We start from the raw sequence: 23026 nt of genomic DNA on the forward strand, positions 1-23026 counted from the left end.
ATGAAGTCAGAAGCAGATGCCGTGTATATTTGCCCCACGGACTCCAGGGTAGAGTTGCACAGATTTTTCAACCTTCTGTGGGCTCTGGTCACGCGTGAATTAAAAGGGCGCTATCGCCGGTCACTCCTCGGGCCTGCGTGGGCAGTTTTTCAGCCACTATTCTACATGGTTATCTTTACTTTTTTGCGAGGGGTTCTTGATATTTCCAGCGAAGGTGTGCCTTACGTGATCTTTACTTACAGCGCCTTGGTGCCGTGGACCTTTTTTTCTAACTCGGTTATTCGGTGTGGCCCCAGTATCTCATCCAATGCCGGAGTCCTAAAAAAAATTGCCATTTCCCGCGAGGTATTCCCCCTCGCTGGCGTGGTCACCTCGCTCGTTGATTTCTTTATTTCGTCTCTTATTCTGGTTGGGATGATGATCTGGTTTCGAGTCCCCATAGGGATTTGCATACTCTGGCTGCCAGTTCTGGTGCTGCTAGTAGGCCTTTTGGCTTTGGGTATTGGATTCGGAGTGGCCGCTGTAGGCACATACAGACATGATGTTCTCTTCGCCATGCCGCTTTTGATGCAGTTCTGGCTACTGGTAACGCCTATTATGTATCCCATCGGCAAGGTGCCTGAGCGGTGGCAATTCCTTTACAGCCTCAACCCCATGGTCGGGATCATTGAAGGATTCAGGACGACTATTGTCAAGGGCATGGCGCCAGATCTTGGGCTTTTGTTCATCTCGTTGCTCGGCGTTGTGGTGGTTTGGGCAACAGGGTGGCTCCTTTTTCGTCACATGTCCCAATACTTCGCGGATGTGCTGTAGTCATGAACGATGTTACTATTCGAATTGATGGGCTCTGGAAGCGTTATGGGCTTCCCGTGCCTGCCGTGATGAGAAAGGGCATCAACTGGTTTCACGCAATCCGCAATCCGCAATCCGCAATCCGAAACACAGATGACGGTCCTTGGGCGCTCCGAGACATCAGCCTTCAGGTGAAGGCTGGCGAGACTCTCGGCATCATTGGACGCAATGGCGCAGGCAAATCCACCCTACTGAAGGTGTTAGCCGGGGTCACCCCCCCCACAACTGGGAGGATAGAGGTCCGGGGTCGGCTATTCGCCATGATTGAACTCAATGCCGGCCTCCACAAAGAACTGACGGGGCGCGAAAATGTTCGACTGCTGGGAGCTGTCATGGGGCTTGGTCGGAATGAAATCGAGGCGAAGATGGCCGAAATCGTGGATTTTTGCGAATTGGGTGAGTGGTTTGACCGTCCTGTCAGGAAGTATTCCAGTGGAATGCTCGCTCGCCTAGGGTTTGCCGTGGCTGTGAGTGTGGATGCGGAGATCCTGCTGGTCGATGAAGTGCTAGCTGTAGGAGATTTGGGTTTCCAAAGAAAATGTTACAGACGCTTTGAAGAACTGAGAAAAGAGGGGGCCGCCACATTGTTTGTTTCACACAACATGAGACAAGTCGAGCGGATTTGCGACCAAGTGCTTTTCCTCGACAATGGCCACCCTGTAGAGATGGGTTCTCCCGGAAGAGTCTGCCTCCGCTATTACAGAATGAGTGCTTCGGACGGCATGAGATCGGAGCATCGGGCATTGTCGGAAGTGGCAACGTGGGAGAGTTCTGGCGAACTGGAGATCAAAGCCGTGGAGATTATGGATCAGGAGAAGCGATCAGTCCAGTTGGTGAGGACCCTCGATTCTATACGTATCCGAGTCCATTTCAACGCCGAGGAACGGATCGTTAGGCCCGTAATCGGTGTCACCGTGCTTACAAGCGATATGATCAAGCTGTTAGGTATGGGCACAGGACACAACTATCAACTGCCAGTCTGTCTAGAAGGCAACGGCTTTTTTGAACTCTTTATCCCTAATCTCAGTCTTCTCCCGGGGGTCTACTCGGTGGGTATCACTGTGAAGTCGCAAGACTCGCGAAAGATATATTCCGGCCAGAACTTGGCGAATTTCTCTGTCGAACACTCGATCGTAAACAAGAACTCATTTGGGATGGTGCATACTGATTCAGAATGGAAGTTTTCGGAAGGTTCATTCCGGACACATATTGGCGAGTCACAAAGACATAGGGTAGGAGACCCCAGTGAGAAGGGATAGGAATACGGGCAGCAACGAGTACAGCGTTTGTGGAGCCTACCATGCTGAATTGAGGATGCCACCCACGTGGCTCCCAAGATACTTCAGGAGACTTCACATTGTTCAGGAAGTCCTATCTGCACACCTCCCTGAAGAAGCCTCCATTATTGATGTCGGTGGAGGAGAGGGAGCCCTGGTCGAAGGGCTGGTGGAACGCGGATTCAAGAACATTGTCGGAGTCGATCCATATGCGCCCTTTTCCAATGGGAGAATGGTGAAAGGGGATATTCTTGCTTTGCCTTTTCATGGCGCGGCCTTTGATGCAGTAATATGCCTTGACGTTCTTGAACATGTCCCGCTCCATCTCCAGCTCAATGCAGCTCGTAGCCTGGAACGACTCCTGAAGCCAGGCGGCTTTGCTCTGGTCTCGGTTCCGAATATGGCCCATCTAAAGTCGCGCATAGACTTTCTGTTTAAAGGGCAACCTTGGCGAAACAAGCTTCGGAAACATCCTGGTGAACTTACCATGCTGGAAAGGCTGCAGGTTTTGAGGGAGGCGGGTCTTCTTCTGGCTGACAGCGTGGGACTACATCTTACGTTAAGCTACAACCCGACTCCCAAAGGCCCTCTTGGCAGACTGATCTCCTCCATCATGTTCAGCGTGGCCATGCCGCCGGCCCTGTGTTGGACCGTAGTCCTTCTAGTTTACAAAAAGCCGAGACCTCAATGGATAGGAAACATTCCTGCAAGGAGCAGAAAGTGGAGTCCCTTGAGGGCGGCCCTGAAGAGCTACGCTCCTCCAAAGGAGGACCCGACATCATTTCTAACATAGAGTATTGCCTGTGGACGGGACGGTTTTGGCAATGTTCCTTATGAGGCAACATGGCAAGTAAAAAATCGATTAGATCGGCGAACAGGGTTGGCTTTGCCGTTGGCACTGGCCGTTGTGGCACCACATTTCTTTCAAGAGTGATTGAGTTAGAGCCAGATGTGGCCCACGCCCATGAACGAAATCGGCTGAACGAGAGCTTTCATCGGTACTGCAAGTGGTATGGACTGCCCGTGGACGATGAGGGTTTCCTGCACACGAAGGGAAAAGAGATAGAGGCGGATCTGAAAGAGAAAATCTTTTCTTTTGAAGCCAGTGCCCACCTGTCTCTGTCTGTCGAAGAACTCCACAGCCGATTTGCAGCGAAGTTCGTCCTTTTGGTGAGAAGCCCGGAAAAGGTGGTGAATTCATACCTTCGCAAAGGCTGGTACCGTGAACCGATATTCAGGTCGAATCTGCATCAGGCTCTCGGGTATCAGGAGTGTGATAGATTTCAGCACTTCCTGGGGCGAATCGTGCCCTCTGGGGAAGCCTTCAAAATATGGACAGAAATGACTCGTGTGGGAAAGCTCTCTTGGTTCTGGAACGTCCTTAACGAAAGGGTTCTTCAACAATTTGCGGCAATACCCGAATCGCAATGGCGTGTGGTAAAACTGGAGGAACTGAGTTACAGGACCTATCTGGACATAGCTGCGTTTCTTGGCTTTGAGAGCAGGATGGGCGCGGAAGCTTATGAAAACGTAGCGCGAGCAAGGCCAAATGCGTTGCCTGGCGGCAGAAGTATTACCGATTGGACGGAGGCGGAAAAGAGGGAATTTGAAATGTCCGTTGCCCCCATGGCTGGAAGGCTGGGCTACGAATTCCGAGTCGACACACTTCTCAAGGAGAAAGAAAAACAAAGACCTCGAAATCAAGATCTTGAGAAGAAGGAGGGTACCATCGCGGTCACCGGGACCGCCCCGGGACCGGAGATAATAACGATAGTCATTCGCAGCTGTGGCGAGCGCACTGAAAAGGCTTGTTTTCGCTCCCTTGCACAACAGGTCCCTGAACAAAACATAGTTGTCATCAGGGAGTATCCCTTTGCAAAGGCGTTAGCCGAGACATTTAAGATAGGCCTGGAAAGGGGGCGTCCATGGACCCTTTGCGTGGATGCCGATGTACTGCTTCGAAAGGGGGCGGTAAGAGAATTCCTGCGCGCAGCAGCCCAATCGGACGAAAAGACCTTCGAGATACAATATAATGTCTTGGACAAATTTTTCGGAGGTCCAAAGCCGGCTGGGAACCATCTTTACAGAACGCGTCTGCTTCGTCAGGCTCTCGACTTCATTCCAGAAGACACTGTGACCATGCGGCCGGAGACTTCTGTCATCAAGGCCATGGGAGAATTGGGATTTCCTTGGGTTCAGGAGGCCACAGCCATCGGCTTGCATGACTACGAACAGTATTACAGAGACATTTATCGAAAAGCACTCGTTCACGCATGCAAGCACAGAAAACACGTCTCCCATTTAAGGGCCTTCTGGCGCAACCAGCCCAGAGAGGACAGAGATTTCCAGGTGGCACTGTGGGGGCTTCAGGCTGGGCTTGTTCATCACCAAAGGGTTACGTTGGACGCGAGGATGTTTCGCGAGGATGTGGATATACTTCTGAATCTCAAAGGTTGGCAGGAAAAAGGGGAGCTCTTGGGGGACCGAAAATTGGACTTGGAAGTAGGGGAGTTCATGGATGCTTTTGATCCTCCCGAGGCGTATTGGGCCTGGAAGAGACTTGTGAGCGAGGTTGGGTCAAAGGGTAAATGTGAACAATGGGGATCCGAGCTCAGCGCGGTGTTGGACAGGACTGGGTGGTTGAGGATCTTGCCATGGCTTGCCGGTTGGGGCATGGCCCGCGTGGGTCGGGCAATCCAAAGGTGGATAGAAGGGTAGAGATGGCCGTGACCTGCGTGGAGGTTGAAAGAAATCATGTGGTTTGAGAAGAAGATATGTTTCTGTGTTGGACTTCAAAGGTCAGGGACAACCGCCCTCTCGCGTTTTTTACTGTCTCAACCGGGAGTCACACAACCCGACACAGTCGATAAGAGGAAGGCTAATCGTGAATGCTGGGGTGCTTTTGAAGTAACTACGCAACGGAAGGGGACCGACGTAGGATAACCGCAAGACCTTTCCTTTTGGCAAAGGTCTGAAAGCAAGCTCCGCGTGTACTCCTTTATGCGGCCCGGGAAGGTGCTTTTTGTAAAAACGCTTAAGAACTGTGTCCGCATACTGGCTCTAAGACAAATCTTCCCGGAGGCGAAAATACTCTTCCTATATCGGGATCCGAGAGCGATTTTGAAATCATGGTGGCAGGCAAAAGGCTATCATCACCTTACGTCTGGTTACCACCGTCATCCTTACTATGCCAAACAGTCAGATGGCAAATTCTATTGGCAGCCGCCACCTCTGGAAGGAGAAGACCTTGCGGGATACTCCTATGACGAGATAGTTGCTCGGGCTGACGCTGCGACGGAAGGGCCATGGTGGAATACATACGAGTCTTTTTTGCCATCGGGTTTTGCAGCTCAAGGGCGCTTTGGAATATCATCTGGACAATTCGGTACTGCTTCGTGGTGACCATTACATGAAGATAGCCTATGAAGACCTTTGTGAAAACGCGGTGAGTGTTCTCACACGGATGTTTGAGTTTATGGGAGTCTCGTGGACGGGGGACGATACACGTGCGAAGTAGTTCTTCTCAAGTCGAAACTACAAATACAAGGCGCTGCCCGAACAGATGCGTGAATTTGCTGAACAGGAACTAAGAGAAGTGGGTCTTCGCCTGGGTTACGAATGGTGAGCAGTCGGCCTGACAAAAGAGGGGATACGCCCCTACGGAAGAAGATCTGTGTTCCCATGCCCTATCGACCAGAAGGCGGTCGGCACACCTTTGTGGCCAATCTTAAGAGGTATCTGAAAGAGAAAAACATCCCTTACACGGAGGACATGGAGGATCGCTATGATGTTTTGTTCACCAATTCATGGGTTGTGCCGTACGAAGAAATAAAGCGAGTGAAGGCGAGGCGACCTCAGCTGCGGGTGGTGCACCGCGTCGATGGGTCTGCTCAAGACTATGGACGATTTGACGATGCAGATCACCTTCAGGCTCGGGTGAATATGTTAGCCGATGTCACTATTTTTCAAAGTGTGTATTCGAAATACAGCACAACAAACAAGTTCACCGTCGTTCAAGGAGATGGCCCCATCATCTATAATCCGGTTGACGTGGACGTGTTCTGTCCTGATGGTCCGTTCTATCCCCTGAAAGGCGAGACGAAAGTCTGCAATGCCGCGTTTAGCATGAATCCGAAAAAGGGTACTTGGAAAATCGGCGAGTTGGCCCAGAAGAATCCTGATGTCTTTTTCGTACTATGTGGACATTATCCAAACTTGCCGCGATTGCCAAACATTCAGTCTTTGGGCCATCTAGAGAGATCGGAACTGGCGGCTGCCATGCGGTCTTGTGACATCTTCCTGCATTTGGCAGAGAATGACCCCTGTCCGAATGTTGTTTTGGAGGCAATGGCAAGCGGGTTGCCGGTCCTGTATAAGGACAGTGGTGGGACGCCAGAACTTGTGGGCGAGTGCGGAGTCATATTTTCAGACCATGGTTTCCGCCAGCAGCTTGTGATGATCGTGGCAGAGCGGAAAAAGCTATCCACAGCTGCACGGGAGAGGGCGGTCCGAGAATTCTCGCCTCATCGGATTTTTCCCCAATATCTTGAAGCCATGTTGGAGGCGAAACGGCATCCAGTGCCGACGCGGGCAATGCTACTGCGATTGTATCTCAAAGGATATCCCGTCGTAAAGAGTCCCTTGGAAGAAATCAGTCAGTATGCCCGAGTTATGGTAAGGCCCTTGCTACGGCTTTTGCATGGTATATTGAAACGTTGAAACCTCCTCCGCGTGGTCTCCGATTTGACGATGAGGCTTGTGCGAACAGGTAATGTCGTCAAAACACCCGAGTCGATATCCTGCGAGACGGAAGGTTGGCGGACATTATTAGCCTTTTTTCATATCCTGGGAACCTAAGAAAAGCCACTTCCACTTGTTTGTATGGATGTCAGGAACCTGCCAAAGGCAAGACCTGCCCACTTGATTCTGCCACGCTTGGATGTCCGTCCTGGAGCTCAGTCTGACAACCCTAAACAGTTCAGGAGCGATTTACGATCTCCTGGACCGATGGCAAGTGAACTAATGGATCGTGTTGTCTGGTTCATTCCTGTCAGCTACCGTGACTATAACAATATGCCGGCCTCGGTGTGGATCCGCTGCCAGCAGTTAATCCCCTATCTGGAACAGCGGAACATCCGTTGCGCAGTAAATCAGAGTGATGATGAGGCAGAGATAGCCGTGTTCGTGCGCTGGCAGGACGAGCAAGCCTATAACCTAGCTCGGCGGATGAAGCAGAAAGGGAAGAGAATCGTTTTTGACCTATGCGTGAACTACTTTGACGAAACTGGACTCTTCGACGGCGGGTATGGGACAACTGCCAAACAAGTTTCAGAAGCACGACGCATGATTGAGATGGCCGACACAGTCACGTGTGCTTCAGCCTACATCGCTGAGAGAGCGCGGGAATTTCACTCCTGGGTTGAGTATCTGCCCGACTCCATTGACCATCGACACTTTTGCTACCGCAAGCCAGTTAGAGATTTTTACCGGCCGAGACTCCGTGCCATCTGGAGCGGAACGGCTTCCAAGGCCCGAGAACTGGAGCCTATCCTCCCTCTTCTTCAACGGATGGGTATGGAACTGGTGATCATTTCGGATCGCGATCCGGGTCTGAAGTCATCCGGATGGATATGGGAACGGAATGTCCAGTATCACTTTGTGCCATGGCGGTACGAACTCTTTCCCACATCCATCTTAGAGGGCGAGGTTTGCGTTGTTCATCGCAAGGTCAATGATCCATATAATCAAGGGCATAGTTCATTCAAGATCGGGGTCTTCATGGCGCAGGGCGTTCCGGCCATAGCTTCTCCTGTGCCGTCTTATCAAGAACTGCTGGGAAACGGGACTGGTGGGCGTTTGTCGTCCTCCATGGAAGACTGGGAAGCGGCTTTCAACGAGGTTGTAAACGATAGAGATATTTTGGCTCGATGGTCCCATGAGGCATGCCAGACAATGGAAGCATACAGAACTGAGCGCATTGTGGAGCAATACATTAGACTGTTCAACCAGCTTAGCTAGAGATAAGGGGCAACTCCGTGGGACAGCCCACCTACAAAGCCAGCCGTTGTGTTGAAAATGGACGCCTTGTTTACCATATGCACACAGCGGATGTGGGCTTTTGGGAACAGCACTGGCACAATCACTTTTCAGCCGATATCTATGGCAAGGCTGAAAGGGGGTGGCTGGCAGAGTGGTTCGAGATGCCCTTCACTGTTTGGCTGCCGCGTCAAGGCCTTATTGTAGAGGCGGGGTGTGGTCTCGGGCATCTTGTTTTGGCATTGAGGACGCGCGGATACGAGACAGAAGGCGTTGAAATGGCATCGGCCACGGTGGAATTGGTAAAAGACTGCCGGCCGGATCTGCCGATCCGAGTTGGTGATGTTACTCGTCTCGATGTGCCAGACGGGTACTATGGAGGTTACATCTCTCTGGGGGTAGTCGAGCACCGCAGGGAGGGGCCTGACATCTTCTTAAATGAGGCTTGGCGCGTCTTGAAACACGGTGGCGTTGCATTGGTCTCTGTGCCATGTTTCAACCCTTTGCGCCGTTTGAAGGCTAGATTCCGACTTTACCGAGGTGCTACAGAAGGCCTCCAGTTTTATCAATATGCCTTTACGGAAAGAGAGTTCAACGATCTGATGAAGGATTGTGGCTTTGAAGTCGTTGATACCGTGAGCTATGACCCGTTCAAGGGTTTGAAAGATGAAATCCCGGGGCTTCGTCGCATACTGGAGTGGCGCTATGTGGGATCGCGCCTCAAGCGACTGCTTAAGATTCTGTTCAGGCATTGTCCAGGATTTTCACAACGTGTAGGCCACATGCTCCTCGTGGTGGGGAAAAAACATGCGAAGTAGGCGATCTACGAGATGGGATATGCACCGATTGGTCTTCTTCCTTGAAATAGGCCTTTCCTAAAGGCATGGGAAGGAAGTGGGATTCTGGAATGCAAGGTTGCCCTGTAGCCATGCGTCTTGTCCTCTTCTTTACGTCAGGTATATCGCTGCGAACTTGGGACACGATAGGCTCCCTCGACCGTGAAGTTGCCCTCTACAAAGCGATCCTCCCGAAGTTGGGGGACGTCAAGTTCGTGACCTACGGAGACCGCCGAGACCTTCTCTATGCCAGACAGTTGGGGGGAATAGACGTCGTTTGCAACAGATGGAACCTGTCAAAGCATTGGTACATGCGTCTTTTGTCACAAGTGTACCCCCGTTTTTGGGGTAAAGACGTACTGGTTAAGAGCAATCAGATTCCAGGATCAGACGTGGCACTGAGAGCCGCCCAGAACTGTGGTAAGAAGTTCATCGCCCGCTGTGGTTACCTGCCTTCCAACATAGCCAAGACACGTCAGGACATGGGGCCCAGTGAGATCCAACGCGCTCAAGAGCTGGAGGAGACGGTCTTTAGAGGCGCAGATCGTGTTGTCGTTACAACACCCATGATGCGGCGCACCGTGGTCGACAGTTATGGTGTTGAAGGCAGCAAAGTGAGGGTCATCCCGAACTACGTTGATGTCAAGCGATTCAAGCCCTCATCAAGTTCAAAGGAGCCGAAGCTGTTGTGCTATGTCGGACGACTGGAACCTGAGAAAAATGTTGAAGCGTTGCTGAATGCCGTTGAGGGGCTGGACATTGAACTGCATATCATTGGCGGCGGCAGTTTGAAAGATCGGCTCACAGCCCAAGCACAGAAAAAACTATTGCCGGTCCGATTCATAGGCAATGTGCCGAACAACGAGCTTCCCACCTACTTGAGCAATGCCTCTGTCTTTATTTTGCCTTCTCACATAGAACATCACCCAAAGGCACTCATTGAAGCCATGGCCTGTGGACTGCCGGTCATAGGGACGGATGTATATGGCATCCGGGAACTCATTGAACACCGCCAGACTGGCTATTCGTGTGACACCTCTCCTGAGGCACTCCGGGAAGCCATTGCAGACGTGATGGCCGATGCGGATCTGAGGTTACGTCTTGGGCGGAATGCCAGAGAGTTCGCAGTGGAACACTTTGCGCTGGACAAGATTGTAGATATGGAGCTGAGCTTGTTGGAGGAGCTGATCGGGTAAAGCTCCGTGGCCAGCGAATGGTGCCAAAACTGATGCCTCATCGTACAAGTCAATTATTAGATTTATCCTTGCGTCGAGTTGCCAGATTCACAATTCGTCGGCTCATGGACCTGGCTTCACGGGTCGTGACTGGGTGCGTGGCTGGCCTGCCCGTTTCCTGGTTGGAGCGTGCTATCTGTGGCCTTGTTGAAAAAAGAGCGGGGCGTTTGGCGGCGGATGAGGCCCTTCGGTTCTTGTTTCGATTGGATTCAAGGTTCTATGCCCTCCAGGGACAAAAGGCCGTGGAATATGGTGGCGGCCTCCACACCAAGCATCGCCACATCGGGTATCACGAGTTCTTCATTTCCAGAATCCATAAGGGCGAGAGAGTACTCGACGTGGGATGTGGCGTAGGCGCTGTGGCCTATGATGTAGCTGAGCGGGCCGGAGCCCAGGTCGTGGCCATAGATTTCAACGCCCGGGCTATTGAAGAGGCCAGAAAACGCCGAAGCCATCGCCGGGTTGAATACCGTGTTGGCAATGTCTTGGAGGATGCTCTCGATGGACCTTTTGACGTTGTTATCCTGTCCAATGTACTAGAGCATTTGCAGGAGCGTTCGGCATTTCTTCGTCGTCTGAAAGAAGCAGCGAAACCCTCACGCATTCTGATCCGCGTGCCCCTCTTCGAACGGGATTGGCGTGTTCCTTTGAAGCGCGAGTTGGGCATGGAATGGCGCTTAGATCCGACCCATGAAATTGAATATGCCGTGGAGTCCTTTGACGAAGAATTGGGCTCAGCAGGACTCATTCTTTCCCACAGAGAGGTTCGATGGGGAGAGATTTGGGCAGAGGCGGTCGCACGTGGCTGAACCTATGGTGAGCGTACTGATGAGTGTTTACGATGGGGAACGCTATTTGCGTGATTCAGTCGAAAGTATGCTCAACCAGACCTTTGCTGACTTCGAATTTGTCATTGTAAACGATAGCTCGACCGATGCGTCGCGGGCCATCCTGGAAAGCTATGATGATTCGAGGATTTTGCTTCTGCATAACCAGAAGAACAGGGGCCTGACATACTCCCTGAACAGAGGGTTAGCCGCGGCAAAGAGCGAATATGTGGCGCGGATGGATGCTGACGACATCTCCGTGCCTCAGCGATTGGAAAAGCAGGTGTCTTTTCTTAGAGCACATCCAGAGATTGGCATTCTGGGTTGCTCCTGCGACAACATCGATTCAGAAGGTCGACGTGTCGGATCCAGCACCATGCCGGAAACTGACCTCGCGGTCCGCTGGGTCAGCCTTCTTGGAAATCCTTTTATACATTCTACGGTGATGATTCGACGTGGCATCCTGGTTAGCAACGGCCTGAAGTATGACGAGACCTTTGAGACAGCGCAGGATTACGACCTCTGGACCCGGATGCTCCAGCACACACGTGGTGCGAATCTGGGCGAACGGCTTATTCGATACCGTTTGTGTGACAATGTGACTAGGAAACAGCGGAAGAGCCAGTTACAGAACCATGATATCATTGCCGTGCGAACGATCCGAGAACAGCTACCCGACTTCATCGTCAACCCGGAGAGAATTAGTGAATTGGGTAGACTCTTTATTGGGGGCGATTATAGCACCCGTGAAGTTGCAGGAAAACGTGTCGCATTAGCCAACCTGTATCTCAACATGTTTGAGAAGTTCATGGACCGCTGCGACTCAGAGCCAAGCGGCAGGCGACTGAAACGTGACGTAGCGGCAAGGGCGGCTCGCATTATTTTTCATCGGCCTTTGCAACAGGGATGGATGACCACTCTGATGCGTCTAGCCATTCTTGAGCCCACCTTCGCACTCCCATTTTTTCCCAACTTGAGCAAAAAATGAACATTCTGCAAGTCAACGCCTTTGATGACTTTGGAGGAGCTGCGAGAATTGCGTGGAACCTGTTTGAAAGTTATCGAGGCCGCGGGCACAGGTCGTGGCTTGCCGTGGGGCACAAGGGATCGAACGATCCCAACGTCTTTCCGATCCCTAACGATGCCAGTAGAGATGCCTGGGCCCGGTTATTCATCCGGATGGGAGATTTTCTTGGTCCGCTGAGAGAGAGGATCAAAGGGGCGGGGTTGCTTCGCAGACTTCTGATGGGTCCAGTGGGCCAGACCCGTAGATGGCATTCGATTAGAGCCGGTAGTGAAGACTTTGATTTTCCTGGGACGGGTAAGCTCTTGGATCTTTTGCCGGCTCGGCCAGATCTACTGCATGGCCACAACCTCCACGGTCGGTATTTCGACCTACGAAGGCTGCCATGGTTCAGCGCTCAATTCCCTGTTTTCTTGACTTTGCACGACGCCTGGCTTCTAGGCGGACACTGCGCCCATTCCTTTGACTGTGAGCGCTGGGAAATGGGATGCGGGCATTGTCCGGACTTGACGATTCCCCCAGCCGTTTCTCGGGATGCTACGGCTGAGAACTGGCAGCGAAAACGCCGGATTTATGCTTTTAGCCGAGTGTATGTGGCCACGCCATCCCGCTGGCTTATGCGTAAGGTGGAGCAATCCATCCTGGCGCCGGCAGTCGTCGATGCCAAGGTCATCCCAAATGGTATAGACCTCTCCGTGTTTTGCCCAGGTGATCGTCATATTGCACGGCAGGCCCTGGGGATACCGGAGGGCGTGCGGCTGCTCCTTTCTACTGCCAAGGGGAAGCGGCGAAATATATGGCAAGATTACGAGGCGATGGAAGATGCCATTGCAAAGGTTTCCGATCGTCTCCCCCAGACGGCAATATGGACTATTGTGCTCGGCCGTGATGAAAGACAGACGCGTGTTGGGCTAGCACAGTTTCACTACCTCCCGCGTGAAAAGCGGCCTGATGCACTCGCACTTTATTACCAGGCGGCCGACATTTACATGCACCCTTCCCGAACCGACACATTCCCGTCTGCGGTTCTGGAAGCCCTTGGTTGCGGTATCCCGGTTTTGGCTACTGCTGTCGGGGGCATTCCAGAACAGGTGAAAGGATGCAGTGCCGTATCTCAAAGAGATGAAGATGATGAATTCAACACATTCTCCGTTGATGAGGCCACAGGAGTTTTGGTGCCATCCGGAGAAGGAAGTCACATGGCCGGAGCCCTTGAGTGGCTGCTGGAAGACAACACTTCACGGCATCGCATGGGTGAAAATGCAGCTCGCGATGCTCGTAGGCGTTTTGATCTCAACAGACAGGTGGACACGTATCTACAGTGGTATGAAGAAATCGTTGAGGCACACAGCCCCAAATCCTCGGTCCTTACCCAGACAACCTTATTGGAGACTCCCGGTTCGACGCCATAATTTCAACCCGGAAGGGTTTAGTAGGCGAAAAAGATCTTTTCAAAGGTCTGTCACAGACTCGCAGACAATGAGATACAATGGTGTGCAGTCGAACTCCAAATGACCTCCCAGTGCCTCCGCACGGTAAGACTTGCTGGCCATGGACAAAGGACAGCCCCCGAGTTCCCGAGACCATGCCCAACGGGCGCCCTTGGCCGAAGATTAGTGTGGTTACGCCATCGTACAACCAAGGAGAGTTTATCGAGGAGGCCATTAGGTCCGTGTTGTTACAAGCGTACCCGAATCTGGAGTATATCATCATTGACGGCGGCAGCACAGACAACACGGTCGAAATCGTCCGGAGGTACGAATGCTGGCTGAGCCATTGGGTAAGTGAAAAGGACAGGGGTCAGGCTCACGCCGTGAACAAGGGCTGGACATGGAGTTCCGGCCAAATTCTGGGGTGGCTCAATTCAGATGATGTTTACGCGCCAAAGGCGCTTTTTGCGGTGGCCGAAGCGTGGCATGAGGCAGGCAAATCAAGCATGGTGTACGGAGATGCCCTTTCAACAAACGTCTTTCTGCGGCCCCACTCAAAGAAGAGTATGAACGGGTATTCTTTGAAAACCATGCTCCTTGGGAAGTCTATGCCCCAACCCGCAGTTTTTCTATCCAAGGACTTTTTTTCTGAAATCGGGCCCCTGGATGAGACCCTTTACTACGCGCTTGATTTTGAGTTTTTCCTTCGTGCCTGGTTACACCCCAGTGCGGATTCGTTCTGTTACGTCCCGCGAGTATTGGCGTATTCACGCAGATATGGCGAGACCAAGTGCCAAACCGGCGGCACTGGCCATGCCAAAGAGAATGTCGAGGTATTGAGAAGGATTTGGACAGACGGCATGCAGCCCTATCATGTCTCCAGAAACTGGCGTATGGCGTTTTCTATGGCACTTGCCCGCCAGGTTGTGAGGTACTTAGACAGCGGCAATTTTTCTGAAGCGCTCAGCGTATTTCGGGAGGCGTTTACGTGGTCCCCCTGGATGGTCGCGAACATGGCGAAGCCCCTGGGATACTTTGTCCTTGGAAAGCTTCGGTCCCAGCCTTCTCGATGGGCAGTAACGGAAAGCACAGGGGATCTCTAATTTCCCAGAATATCGTAACTCTAGATTCTTTCCCGAGTTCTCTCGTCGTTTCTTTCATGTGTGCCACTCCTCGGTGATACCCAATGCAATTAAAGATTGCCTATATGACTAACAATGGGAAGATCCCATCCCGCAAAGCCGACGGCGTGGCGGTAATGAACACTTGCAGTCAATTGGCTCGTCATGGCTTTGATGTCGAACTTGTAGTGCCGAGAGGACAGGTCCCCTCCTGTGAGACATCATTGCAGGGAAGGACGATTTGGGACTTTTACCAGGTTCCGGAGAGTTTCAAGATAACTTACTTTCCTTGTCCTTACTTCTGTTCTTTGCTCGGACACGCCGGATATGGCATGCTGGCAGTATCTTATGCAGCGCTTAAGGGCAAATCGTTGATCTATTCGAGACACATTGAACTGGCTTATCTGGCTGCATTATACGGGAGAATATCCATTTTCGAATCTCACAATTATCTTAAAGTCAGCCAACACTCCCTTCTGCCCCACTGGATAAGAATGTTGAGAAACCGCGCGCGAAGGGTCGCTATGGTGGTAACAACCCAGGCCGGAGCAAAAGCCTATGAGGACCGGGGGGTACCACGGGAACGCATACTAATCGCCCCGAATGGTGTTGATGTCAGGCGGTTTGTACTGACCGAATCAAGAGATGTGATTAGGAGATCGCTTAGGCTTCCGAAGGTAAAGACGATAGTCGGATTTAGCGGGCATCTGTATGAGGGAAGAGGTATTGAAGAATTGCTGGAATGTGCCAAGTTGTTGGATAGCCTCTTTTTCCTCATCGTAGGTGGTGAATCCGATGATATTCAAAGATGTGATGCTCTAGTTCAAGATCTGGGTTTGTCCAATGTTAGATTTGCTGGCTTTGTTTCCCAGTCGGAATTGCCGGGTTACGTTGCGGCGTCTGACATTCTCGTCATGCCCTATAGCGAAGCCACTCCAAGCCATAATTACATGTCACCCATGAAGATGTTTGACTACCTGGCAAGTGGACGTCCAATAGTGGCTACAGATTTTCCAGTAGTCAGGGAAATCCTTCAGGATAGGCGAAACGCCGTCCTTGTTCCGCCGGGTAGCGGTAAAGCCTTGGCTGGTGGCATTGAGTGGTTGCTTCAGCATCCAGACTCAGCGAAAAATATTGGAGAACAGGCCAGACGAGATGCAGAAGGCTACTCCTGGGAGAACCGGGTTCGGCGAATCGTGACGTGGATGAGGGAAATGTTTTTTGAACATGCAGCACAATGCGGCGCGTCCTGACGAGATGATTGAGCCTCTCAAGCTATGCAAGTCCTTTTTCTTGACCCTTTCGCAAGAAGAAATAACGTATTGCCACTGGAAGAGCAATTGTCGTCTCACCAAGGCCTTGGCGGGAGAGACAGACCTTGACCTGTTGATTCATGGGGATGAAAAGTCCAGGTTTGAGCAGGCCCTTGAGATGTTTTCTTTCAAGAGGGTTATTTCTCCGCCGGAAAAGCAATATCCAGGCACCGAGGACTATCTGGGCTTCGATTATGATACTGGAAAACTGCTTCATTTGCACGTTCACTACAAAGTTGTCTTGGGCAGAAGGCACGTAAAGGAGTATCATTTGCCAATTGAAGGCGTAATTTTTGACAATCTTAGGGTCCTCCGGGACGTCAACGTGCCTTGTGCAGAGATAGAACTGCTTTTGCTCAGCATACGGGCAAACATGAAACTTGGCCTTACGTCAGTTTTTAGGGGGCTGATCAAACCAGGTATTGACGTTTATCCTGAAAACGTCATGGCTGAGTTCAGGTTTTTGTTGAAGCATTATGACGAGAGGAGATTTTTCGATTTTTTGTCGGTGACTCACCTTCCCCTGTCCCAATCCATATTAGCGTCCTACCTCAATAGACTAAGAAGGGGGCACCCTACGATAGGAACTGTCATGAAGGTAAGGACCCACATCCTCAAAGGGCTTAAGTCGTATCGGGAGTCTTCTACTATTTTGGTTTTCCCAAGGAGATTTGTCGCCGGTTTACGAGCCTTCCCGCTGGTCAGAAGACGTTTCCCGCCAAGGAAGAAGACAGTGGCAGGGGGAGGGAAAATATTCGTTCTTGTTGGAGCAGACGGGTCCGGAAAATCGACCTTGACAAAGGATTTAAGTGAATGGCTGTCCTGGAAACTTGCTGTGAAGACTTCCTATTTTGGGATACCGAAAACGATCGGTGTCCGGCTTGTTGTCTTGGTCGCTAATTTTTTTAGACTGCTGAAAAAGCTATGTCCCATCGAAATGTTGATCCGTCCACTCGACTTGGTGGCGAAAGAGGCAAGCGCCAGGCGCTGGGTTTTCATTGCCAGGAAACGCTTGAGCGTATTCGCAGCATCTCGGCAGTTTGCCTCTATAGGCAGGATAGTGGTTGCAGATCGTTATCCCCTCCCCGCATTCCATGAGATGGAAGAGCCGATGGATGGGCCCAGAATAAAAGGAGAGCTTCGTGGGCAGACCAGCAGACTATCTGAACAGGAAGAGAGCTATTACTCCAAGATTCAATTGCCAAGCAAGGTGTTTGTTTTGCAAACCAGGGTTGACAAACTTCGTGAACGAAAGGGAGATGTGGAACTGAGAGTTCATGAAGCCAAGGCAAGGGCAGTCGATGCACTTGAGGATTCACACGTCATTGATGTGATAGATGGAAATCTGCCTTATTCAGATGTTTTGTTAGACATAAAGAGAAGAATCTGGGAATCGTTATAATGTTTCACGTAGAATTTTTCGGTATGCCCGGTGCAGGCAAGACGACCCTCAAGAATGGTATGATAAAGAGGCTCAGGCTGAAGGGCCAGAGGTGTTTGGATGTTGAGGATGCTCTCTTGTCTTCACTCAAGAAAAGCAGAGATGATATCATTACCCACTTTGTGTTCCGAATTCTTCCAGATAATGTGGGAGCAAAATTCCTGAACTCCCTTTTTATCAGGTCAAGATGTAGATTTGTCGCCCAAAACCGTTTTCTGTCATATAAAGGCACATCCCTTGAGGTCATACTGAAATCCGAGCCCTTTCGACTAATGTCAGCCGAAGCACGTGAGCTTGCTCTTTCAAGATTTCTGCGGACAGCCATAGACTACCAGACGATTAAAGAATACATTGAAGAAGCCGCTGTGGTTCCCTTTGATGAAGGATTCTTCCAGAGAGGAACCAGCTTGTTCGTTTCGGCTTCACCACACAGGAAGGCCCTTGCTGCTGAGTCTGTGTCTCCTTACTTCAACGCTGTGCCGTCGCCGGACCTTCTGATACTTGTGGAAGCGGATCATGGAGAATGTTTGAAAAGGATAGAAGCGCGAGGCCAACCAGGCCGGTTGAATCAAACGAAATGTTCATCAGCAACCTGGTTCCTCGCAGGCTGTCAGGAGTATGTTAGTCACGCATTGGAATGGGCAAAAGAGAGTGGGAGACCTCTCTTGAGAGTTGAAAACAACGGTTTGCCCCGGGAGGTTGCTACAGTGTTGTCTGACAAGGTATTTGACAAGTTGACGCCTGAATAGATGGAGCGCCCTCTTCCCTTTCAAGAAGAGAGATGTCATGGCATATTCAAGGAAAAAACCCCACGTTTTGGTAGTGATGATGCAGCACAGTGGAGGAGGGGCGGAAAGACAGAGTATTCTCGTTGCCGAGGCAGTGAAGGAGGCCTTTGAGGTTACTATGGCAGTTGCAAAGCCGGTCCCTGATGCCTGGCGGATGTCAATGGAGGCCAAAGGCTTTAGTGTTACTGTTTTGCAAGACAAAGACACATTTCTGCAAAGAAGACTGCGCCATCGTCGGCTTGTCGAGCTTTGTGCAACATTAGAGCCTGATCTGGTCTATTCAAGATGGATCAAACTGAATGTTGGCCTAGCCAAAGCGAAAGACAGAGGTGACTTGAAATGCGGGGTCATCATTCAGGTGGCTAATACGTTATCGAAGTTGCTGGATAGCACTAGGCTTAGCAACCTACTGTTTAAAAAGAGTATTTGCTCGTATTACCCAAAGGCAGATTTGATTTTGTGCAATGGGAATCTGGCTCGGATAGACCTCATTAATGAATTCGGGTTAGGTCCGGAGAAATGCCTTTATCTGCCCAATCTTCTGGAAGTGGGTCGAGTCCACTGTGGCATTCGTGAACATGGGCGGTCAAGGCAAGATGATCACCTTCGAATAGTGAGTGTAGGCCGGCTGATCGCTCAAAAGGATTACACAACTCTGCTCAGGGCCGTAGCAAAGATATCCGGAGATGTTCCGCTTAGCGTGGAGATTTTCGGGAATGGTCCTTACAAAAGGAAGATTGAAAGAGATATTGTGAAGTACAGGCTTGGTGACGTAGTGATGCTAAAAGGACCTGTTTCTAATCCGGAAACTTTCTTTCCCGATTTTGATCTTTTAGTTTCGTCTTCATTGTACGAAGGTATGTCTAACGTCATGCTTGAGGCAATGGCAGAGGGTTTACCGGTCGTGGTTAGCGAGGTTTCTGGTTCCCGAGATGTTCTAACAAATTCATCACAAGGGGTTGTTTTCCCACCTGGAGACGCGGATAAGCTTGGCAGCATATTAAAATCTCTAGCCCTCGATCGGGAACGGTTGATTATGCTCTCAAGGGAAGGCAGCAGACGAGCGGCAGACTTTGTCGTTCCCAAACTGAGGAAAAAGTATGAGGAGGTTTTCCTAAGTGTGCTTTCAAAGGATTGGACTGACACAACATGAAAAACGCGATTCTCACTTGTACCGATCAAAGGGCTGAGAGGGTCTCCTCCCACGATTGAGCTATTTTGGTTATATCATGCTTCTGAATGAAATATTTAAGGCAATTATGCTTAAACACATTGTACAGATCATCATTGGAAACCAATAAATGGAGATTCGTCTTTAGCCTGGCATAATGGCCGTCGCAAGCCGCTCCAAGTCTGTTGTTTCTGATAAAGCCGTCCGGGTCAACCTGTAATGACAATATTGGTACACCCATTCGTGCTGCCTGAATAAAGGTATTAGGGAAGCCCTCCTTTGATGACGTGTTCACAAGGAGATACGATTTCTCAAAAAGGTTATCAATTTTCTCAAAAGGGAGTTTTTCCACAAAATGTAAATTCGACATTCTCCGAGTTTGATTTTCTATCCTTTGCCAAAACCCCAGGGCCTTGGGAGATTTGGGCATTACCATGAAAAATCTTTCCCTCGGGAAATCCACCGCTAGCTTAAGAAAAATCTCAGGCTGTTTCCATGTTTCACCCCTGGCGACCCACAATATATAGCGTCCCCGAGCGGCATTTTGTATTCTCCTAGCAGGATATCCCGGAGGTATCATTTGACACCTCTTGGCCACAAAGCTCTTCTTGACGATCTGCAATTGTTCTGAGCTTTGAGCGACAACGAAGTCTGTCATCTTAAAGCCGGCGCTGAATAAGCGACCCTTAAGCCCTTGGTCCCTGACAAAGGTTCCGTCAATATCTCTCGAGTGGGCTATGCTGAAGATGAACCTTTTCTTCAATAACTTGCAGAATGCGGCAATGAAGGCGGTATCAACGCCTGCGGAACGCTGTATGACAATATCCGGACGAAGTTTCAGTAGGTCGGTCCAGACCTTGAGAGGTTGTTTAAACAGAGAAAAGAAATTCAACCTCAATTGATACGTTTTTCGGACATTCACTCCATGAATTGTCGCGTCCCTTTGCCCAAAGTCCCCTACCAGAAAAAACACGGAAAAACGGTCGTCCTTGGCCAATTCTTTGGCCAAAAGGAAAAGTTGAACTTCAGCCCCTCCGAAGACGTGATCAATATCTTTGTAAAAAAGCGGAGCAGCGGATGGTGAGAAAAAGCAAACCCTTTTTTTGTAATTCGTCATCTGTATGTCCGAGGCCTCCGCAGAATGAGGAGCTTTCTTAGTTTTTGAGAAATAGACTGCTAGCTGGCATGTTAATCATATTGACAATGGCGATCACTGCTCGGGGTCTGCATTTCACCAAATCTGCACCGCACTTGCAGCTTGTGCCAAAAAACACATCGTTTATTCATAATGTTATCAACGGCTATTCTCTGAAGACGAAAATTGTATGGTCATACAAGGCTCTCATTTTGTCCAAACTGCAAGAAAGATTTCCTCCCAGATGGTATTTCAATTTTTCTCGATAACTACGAAAAGACGAAAAGCAATGAATCTGTCCAGGGGACGCAATAGCTTCTCCAGATACTGAAGGACTGGCCAAAGGAATAATGGGCATAGACTAGGATTATGGAATCCACCGCTTAAAGGATAAATGACAAAATCCGTCTTTTTTTCGCGGATGATTTTGAGACGAGGGAAATCCTTAATAAACCGTTCTCTATATTTCTTGAATATCAGTGTGGGTATAGCCTGGTTGCCATGAAACGGGTCCTTTTCTCTCTCCGGACGACTCATTTTGAATGGGTCAATCTGCCAAACCATGCCTTCGGTGTGGAGGAACTTATAGACAAAAAAAGAGGTCCAAGAGATATAGGGCTCCATCGCAATAATCCTCCCTTTTTTTGTCAGTACCCTTTCTGCTTCAGAAAAAAAACGAGCCGGTTCCGTAAGGTGGTGAATCACATCGAAAAGGACTATGTTATGCAGGCTCTCATCTTTAAAGGGAAGAACATGGGCGTCCAGTACGGCATCCAGCCATGGAGCAAAGAGAATATCGGAACTAATTGTATCAGGGAAAAACTCTCCTAAATTCCCGCTGCCTCCCCCCAACTCAAGACTATTTCCGGGCCTTAGAGCATTTACAATGAGACGATACCATGTATGGTACAGCCTTTCTAAGATTTTTTTGGATCTCCATATCCGCCGCCGCTCAGCTAAAATATCAAGCGACGCTCGAGCTGTTGTTACACCCAAATGTGAAGATCCAAAATTCAAATGCAACCCGGTTTTCTAAATGGCTTTGATCTTTCGATAAGCGAATATAGTCATTTTCAGCAGAAGCCACCCATGTCGGAATCGGCTGATATTGGTGCTGCCATAGGTCCTTTCACGATATCGTATGGGGACTTCCACCACCTTGAGATTCTGTTTCACTGCCCCGAAAATCAGATCAAAGTCACCAAAAGGATCAAAGTCTCCAAAATAGCTCCTGTTGGCCCGAATCTTCTCATAATCTTCTCGAAAAAGAGCCTTTGTTCCACATAGAGTATCCTTGAATCTCTGGTTCAGGATCCAGGTGAACATTATGGAAAAGAATTTATTCCCAAGAAAATTCAGGAATCTCATGGCCTGCTTTTCCATGGGGTATATGAGTCGGCAGCCATTGATGAACTCCCCGTGATTTTCCACAAGGGCCCTGTAGAACTTGGGCAGGTCTTCAGGGCGAACACTGAGATCAGCATCGAGTATCATCAGAATATCGCCTTTATCGGAGTTGAATCCTTTTCTTACCGCGTCTCCCTTCCCCTCACCGTCCTGCACCATGAATTTGATATCCTTATGGGGTTGTTCCTTAATAACCCTCTCCACCTCTTCCTGGGTACCATCCGTAGAACGCCCATCAACAAAGATTATCTCCTGATGTTTACAAAATGCAGGGATTCGTTCCACTGCCGCCCTAATATTACCCTTCTCGTTTCGACAGGGTATCACGATCGTTGTGGAGAGGTCTTGTTTCTCTGTTTGACCCACCGGTCGGGCGACTATATAGCGGCACAGACATAGCTTTCTCAAGCCTGGAAGAGAAGCAAGATATCGGTTAACAAAATCACTGAACCACGGGATTCTCTTTGGAACAAGCAAACGGCATTCGGATTTTACCACCTGAAATTGTGCCAACGACAACAAGTTGCATATATCCTCGGAAGATAGCCAGTTCTGGTATTGCTGGGGCATCTTCAACCCCAAAGCCTCTCCTATGTTAAGAATCGGTTCCCAAAGAAAATTGTAATAGGATACGATGACGCGGCTACTTGGACGGCAAAAGGTGTGAAGCCCTCTGAAGGTTGCCTCGATATCCATGAGATGCCCCACAATGTCAGGCATTATCAATATATCAAAAGTCTCTCCCCAGCCTTCTACTTGTTCCATATCAGCTAAGCGAAATTCTAATTCGGGATATCGCTCCTTTGCTATTCTCAGCATTTCTGAACTGAAATCTATTCCAACTCCACGTTTCGGCTTCAAGGCAGCCAAAAGATGTCCAGTGCCACAGCCAAGCTCCAGTATTGAAAGGCCTTCCGGAACCAGAAATCGGAAATACCTCTCTTGGTTATCATAATAGTATCTATTCCGCTCTTTCCAGTATTGACATTTCTCTGCCAGGGCATCAAAGCGTTTCCTAATTTCCTCTTTCCTTTTATCCTCCACTCTTTAAGCTCCCCTGACTTGTCCCTTCGGCCTTTCCCACTGCCTCTTTCCTGCCACTTCTCACCTAACTCTTATCACTCATAAGTTTC

The 23026-nt window shown here is 50.0% G+C and carries 20 protein-coding genes; 17 read left to right on the forward strand and 3 right to left on the reverse strand.

The window, feature by feature from the left end; translation table 11 throughout:
* The 17 genes from JW883_03535 (at position 1) to JW883_03615 (ending at position 19333) form a co-directional block, all read left to right on the forward strand.
* Entirely contained in the window at positions 1-813 is an 813-nt protein-coding gene (locus JW883_03535) for an ABC transporter permease (GenBank protein ID MBN1841340.1), read from the forward strand.
* 2 nt (positions 814-815) lie between these two features.
* On the forward strand, positions 816-2111 hold the full coding sequence (locus JW883_03540; protein ID MBN1841341.1) for an ABC transporter ATP-binding protein: 1296 nt from the start codon (positions 816-818) through the stop codon (positions 2109-2111).
* A complete protein-coding gene (locus tag JW883_03545; GenBank protein ID MBN1841342.1) occupies positions 2098-2922 on the forward strand; it encodes a methyltransferase domain-containing protein in 825 nt (274 codons plus the stop codon). Before JW883_03540 ends, JW883_03545 begins: the two co-directional genes overlap by 14 nt.
* Before the next feature lie 50 nt (positions 2923-2972).
* Entirely contained in the window at positions 2973-4847 is a 1875-nt protein-coding gene (locus JW883_03550) for a hypothetical protein (GenBank protein MBN1841343.1), read from the forward strand.
* A gap of 270 nt (positions 4848-5117) precedes the next feature.
* Positions 5118-5531, forward strand: coding sequence for a sulfotransferase (locus JW883_03555; GenBank protein ID MBN1841344.1), 414 nt, complete (start codon positions 5118-5120; stop codon positions 5529-5531).
* 279 nt (positions 5532-5810) lie between these two features.
* Positions 5811-6848, forward strand: a complete 1038-nt coding sequence (locus tag JW883_03560; protein MBN1841345.1) for a glycosyltransferase family 4 protein — start codon at positions 5811-5813, stop codon at positions 6846-6848.
* Positions 6849-7136: 288 nt separating this feature from the next.
* Positions 7137-8147, forward strand: a complete 1011-nt coding sequence (locus tag JW883_03565; GenBank protein MBN1841346.1) for a hypothetical protein — start codon at positions 7137-7139, stop codon at positions 8145-8147.
* 17 nt (positions 8148-8164) lie between these two features.
* Positions 8165-8983, forward strand: a complete 819-nt coding sequence (locus JW883_03570) for a class I SAM-dependent methyltransferase (protein ID MBN1841347.1) — start codon at positions 8165-8167, stop codon at positions 8981-8983.
* A gap of 89 nt (positions 8984-9072) precedes the next feature.
* Positions 9073-10197, forward strand: coding sequence for a glycosyltransferase family 4 protein (locus JW883_03575; GenBank protein ID MBN1841348.1), 1125 nt, complete (start codon positions 9073-9075; stop codon positions 10195-10197).
* Positions 10198-10229: 32 nt separating this feature from the next.
* Complete coding sequence (locus tag JW883_03580) at positions 10230-11045, forward strand: class I SAM-dependent methyltransferase (GenBank protein ID MBN1841349.1); 816 nt, start codon at positions 10230-10232, stop codon at positions 11043-11045.
* Positions 11038-12051 carry a glycosyltransferase gene (locus JW883_03585; protein ID MBN1841350.1) on the forward strand — a complete coding sequence of 338 codons (1014 nt, stop codon included), beginning with the start codon at positions 11038-11040 and terminating at the stop codon, positions 12049-12051. Before JW883_03580 ends, JW883_03585 begins: the two co-directional genes overlap by 8 nt.
* Positions 12048-13499 (forward strand): glycosyltransferase, encoded by a 1452-nt coding sequence (locus JW883_03590; GenBank protein MBN1841351.1) that lies wholly within the window; start codon positions 12048-12050, stop codon positions 13497-13499. Before JW883_03585 ends, JW883_03590 begins: the two co-directional genes overlap by 4 nt.
* Before the next feature lie 77 nt (positions 13500-13576).
* Positions 13577-14620: a glycosyltransferase gene (locus JW883_03595; GenBank protein ID MBN1841352.1), complete on the forward strand. Its 1044-nt coding sequence runs from the start codon at positions 13577-13579 to the stop codon at positions 14618-14620.
* 83 nt (positions 14621-14703) lie between these two features.
* Complete coding sequence (locus tag JW883_03600) at positions 14704-15891, forward strand: glycosyltransferase family 4 protein (GenBank protein ID MBN1841353.1); 1188 nt, start codon at positions 14704-14706, stop codon at positions 15889-15891.
* Entirely contained in the window at positions 15860-17353 is a 1494-nt protein-coding gene (locus tag JW883_03605) for a hypothetical protein (GenBank protein MBN1841354.1), read from the forward strand. Before JW883_03600 ends, JW883_03605 begins: the two co-directional genes overlap by 32 nt.
* Complete coding sequence (locus JW883_03610; protein ID MBN1841355.1) at positions 17353-18141, forward strand: hypothetical protein; 789 nt, start codon at positions 17353-17355, stop codon at positions 18139-18141. The genes JW883_03605 and JW883_03610 overlap by 1 nt, the downstream gene beginning before the upstream one ends.
* Before the next feature lie 37 nt (positions 18142-18178).
* Complete coding sequence (locus JW883_03615) at positions 18179-19333, forward strand: glycosyltransferase (GenBank protein ID MBN1841356.1); 1155 nt, start codon at positions 18179-18181, stop codon at positions 19331-19333.
* 25 nt (positions 19334-19358) lie between these two features.
* Here JW883_03615 and JW883_03620 read toward each other — a convergent pair whose 3' ends face one another.
* The 3 genes from JW883_03620 to JW883_03630 form a co-directional block, all read right to left on the reverse strand.
* Positions 19359-20468 (reverse strand): glycosyltransferase family 4 protein, encoded by a 1110-nt coding sequence (locus JW883_03620; GenBank protein ID MBN1841357.1) that lies wholly within the window; start codon positions 20466-20468, stop codon positions 19359-19361.
* Between the two features lie 270 nt (positions 20469-20738).
* Positions 20739-21338, reverse strand: coding sequence for a methyltransferase domain-containing protein (locus tag JW883_03625; protein MBN1841358.1), 600 nt, complete (start codon positions 21336-21338; stop codon positions 20739-20741).
* 180 nt (positions 21339-21518) lie between these two features.
* Entirely contained in the window at positions 21519-22937 is a 1419-nt protein-coding gene (locus tag JW883_03630) for a glycosyltransferase (GenBank protein ID MBN1841359.1), read from the reverse strand.
* Between the last annotated feature and the right edge of the window lie 89 nt (positions 22938-23026).

The organism is Deltaproteobacteria bacterium, from assembly GCA_016930875.1.
Classification (GTDB): Bacteria; Desulfobacterota; Desulfobacteria; order Desulfobacterales.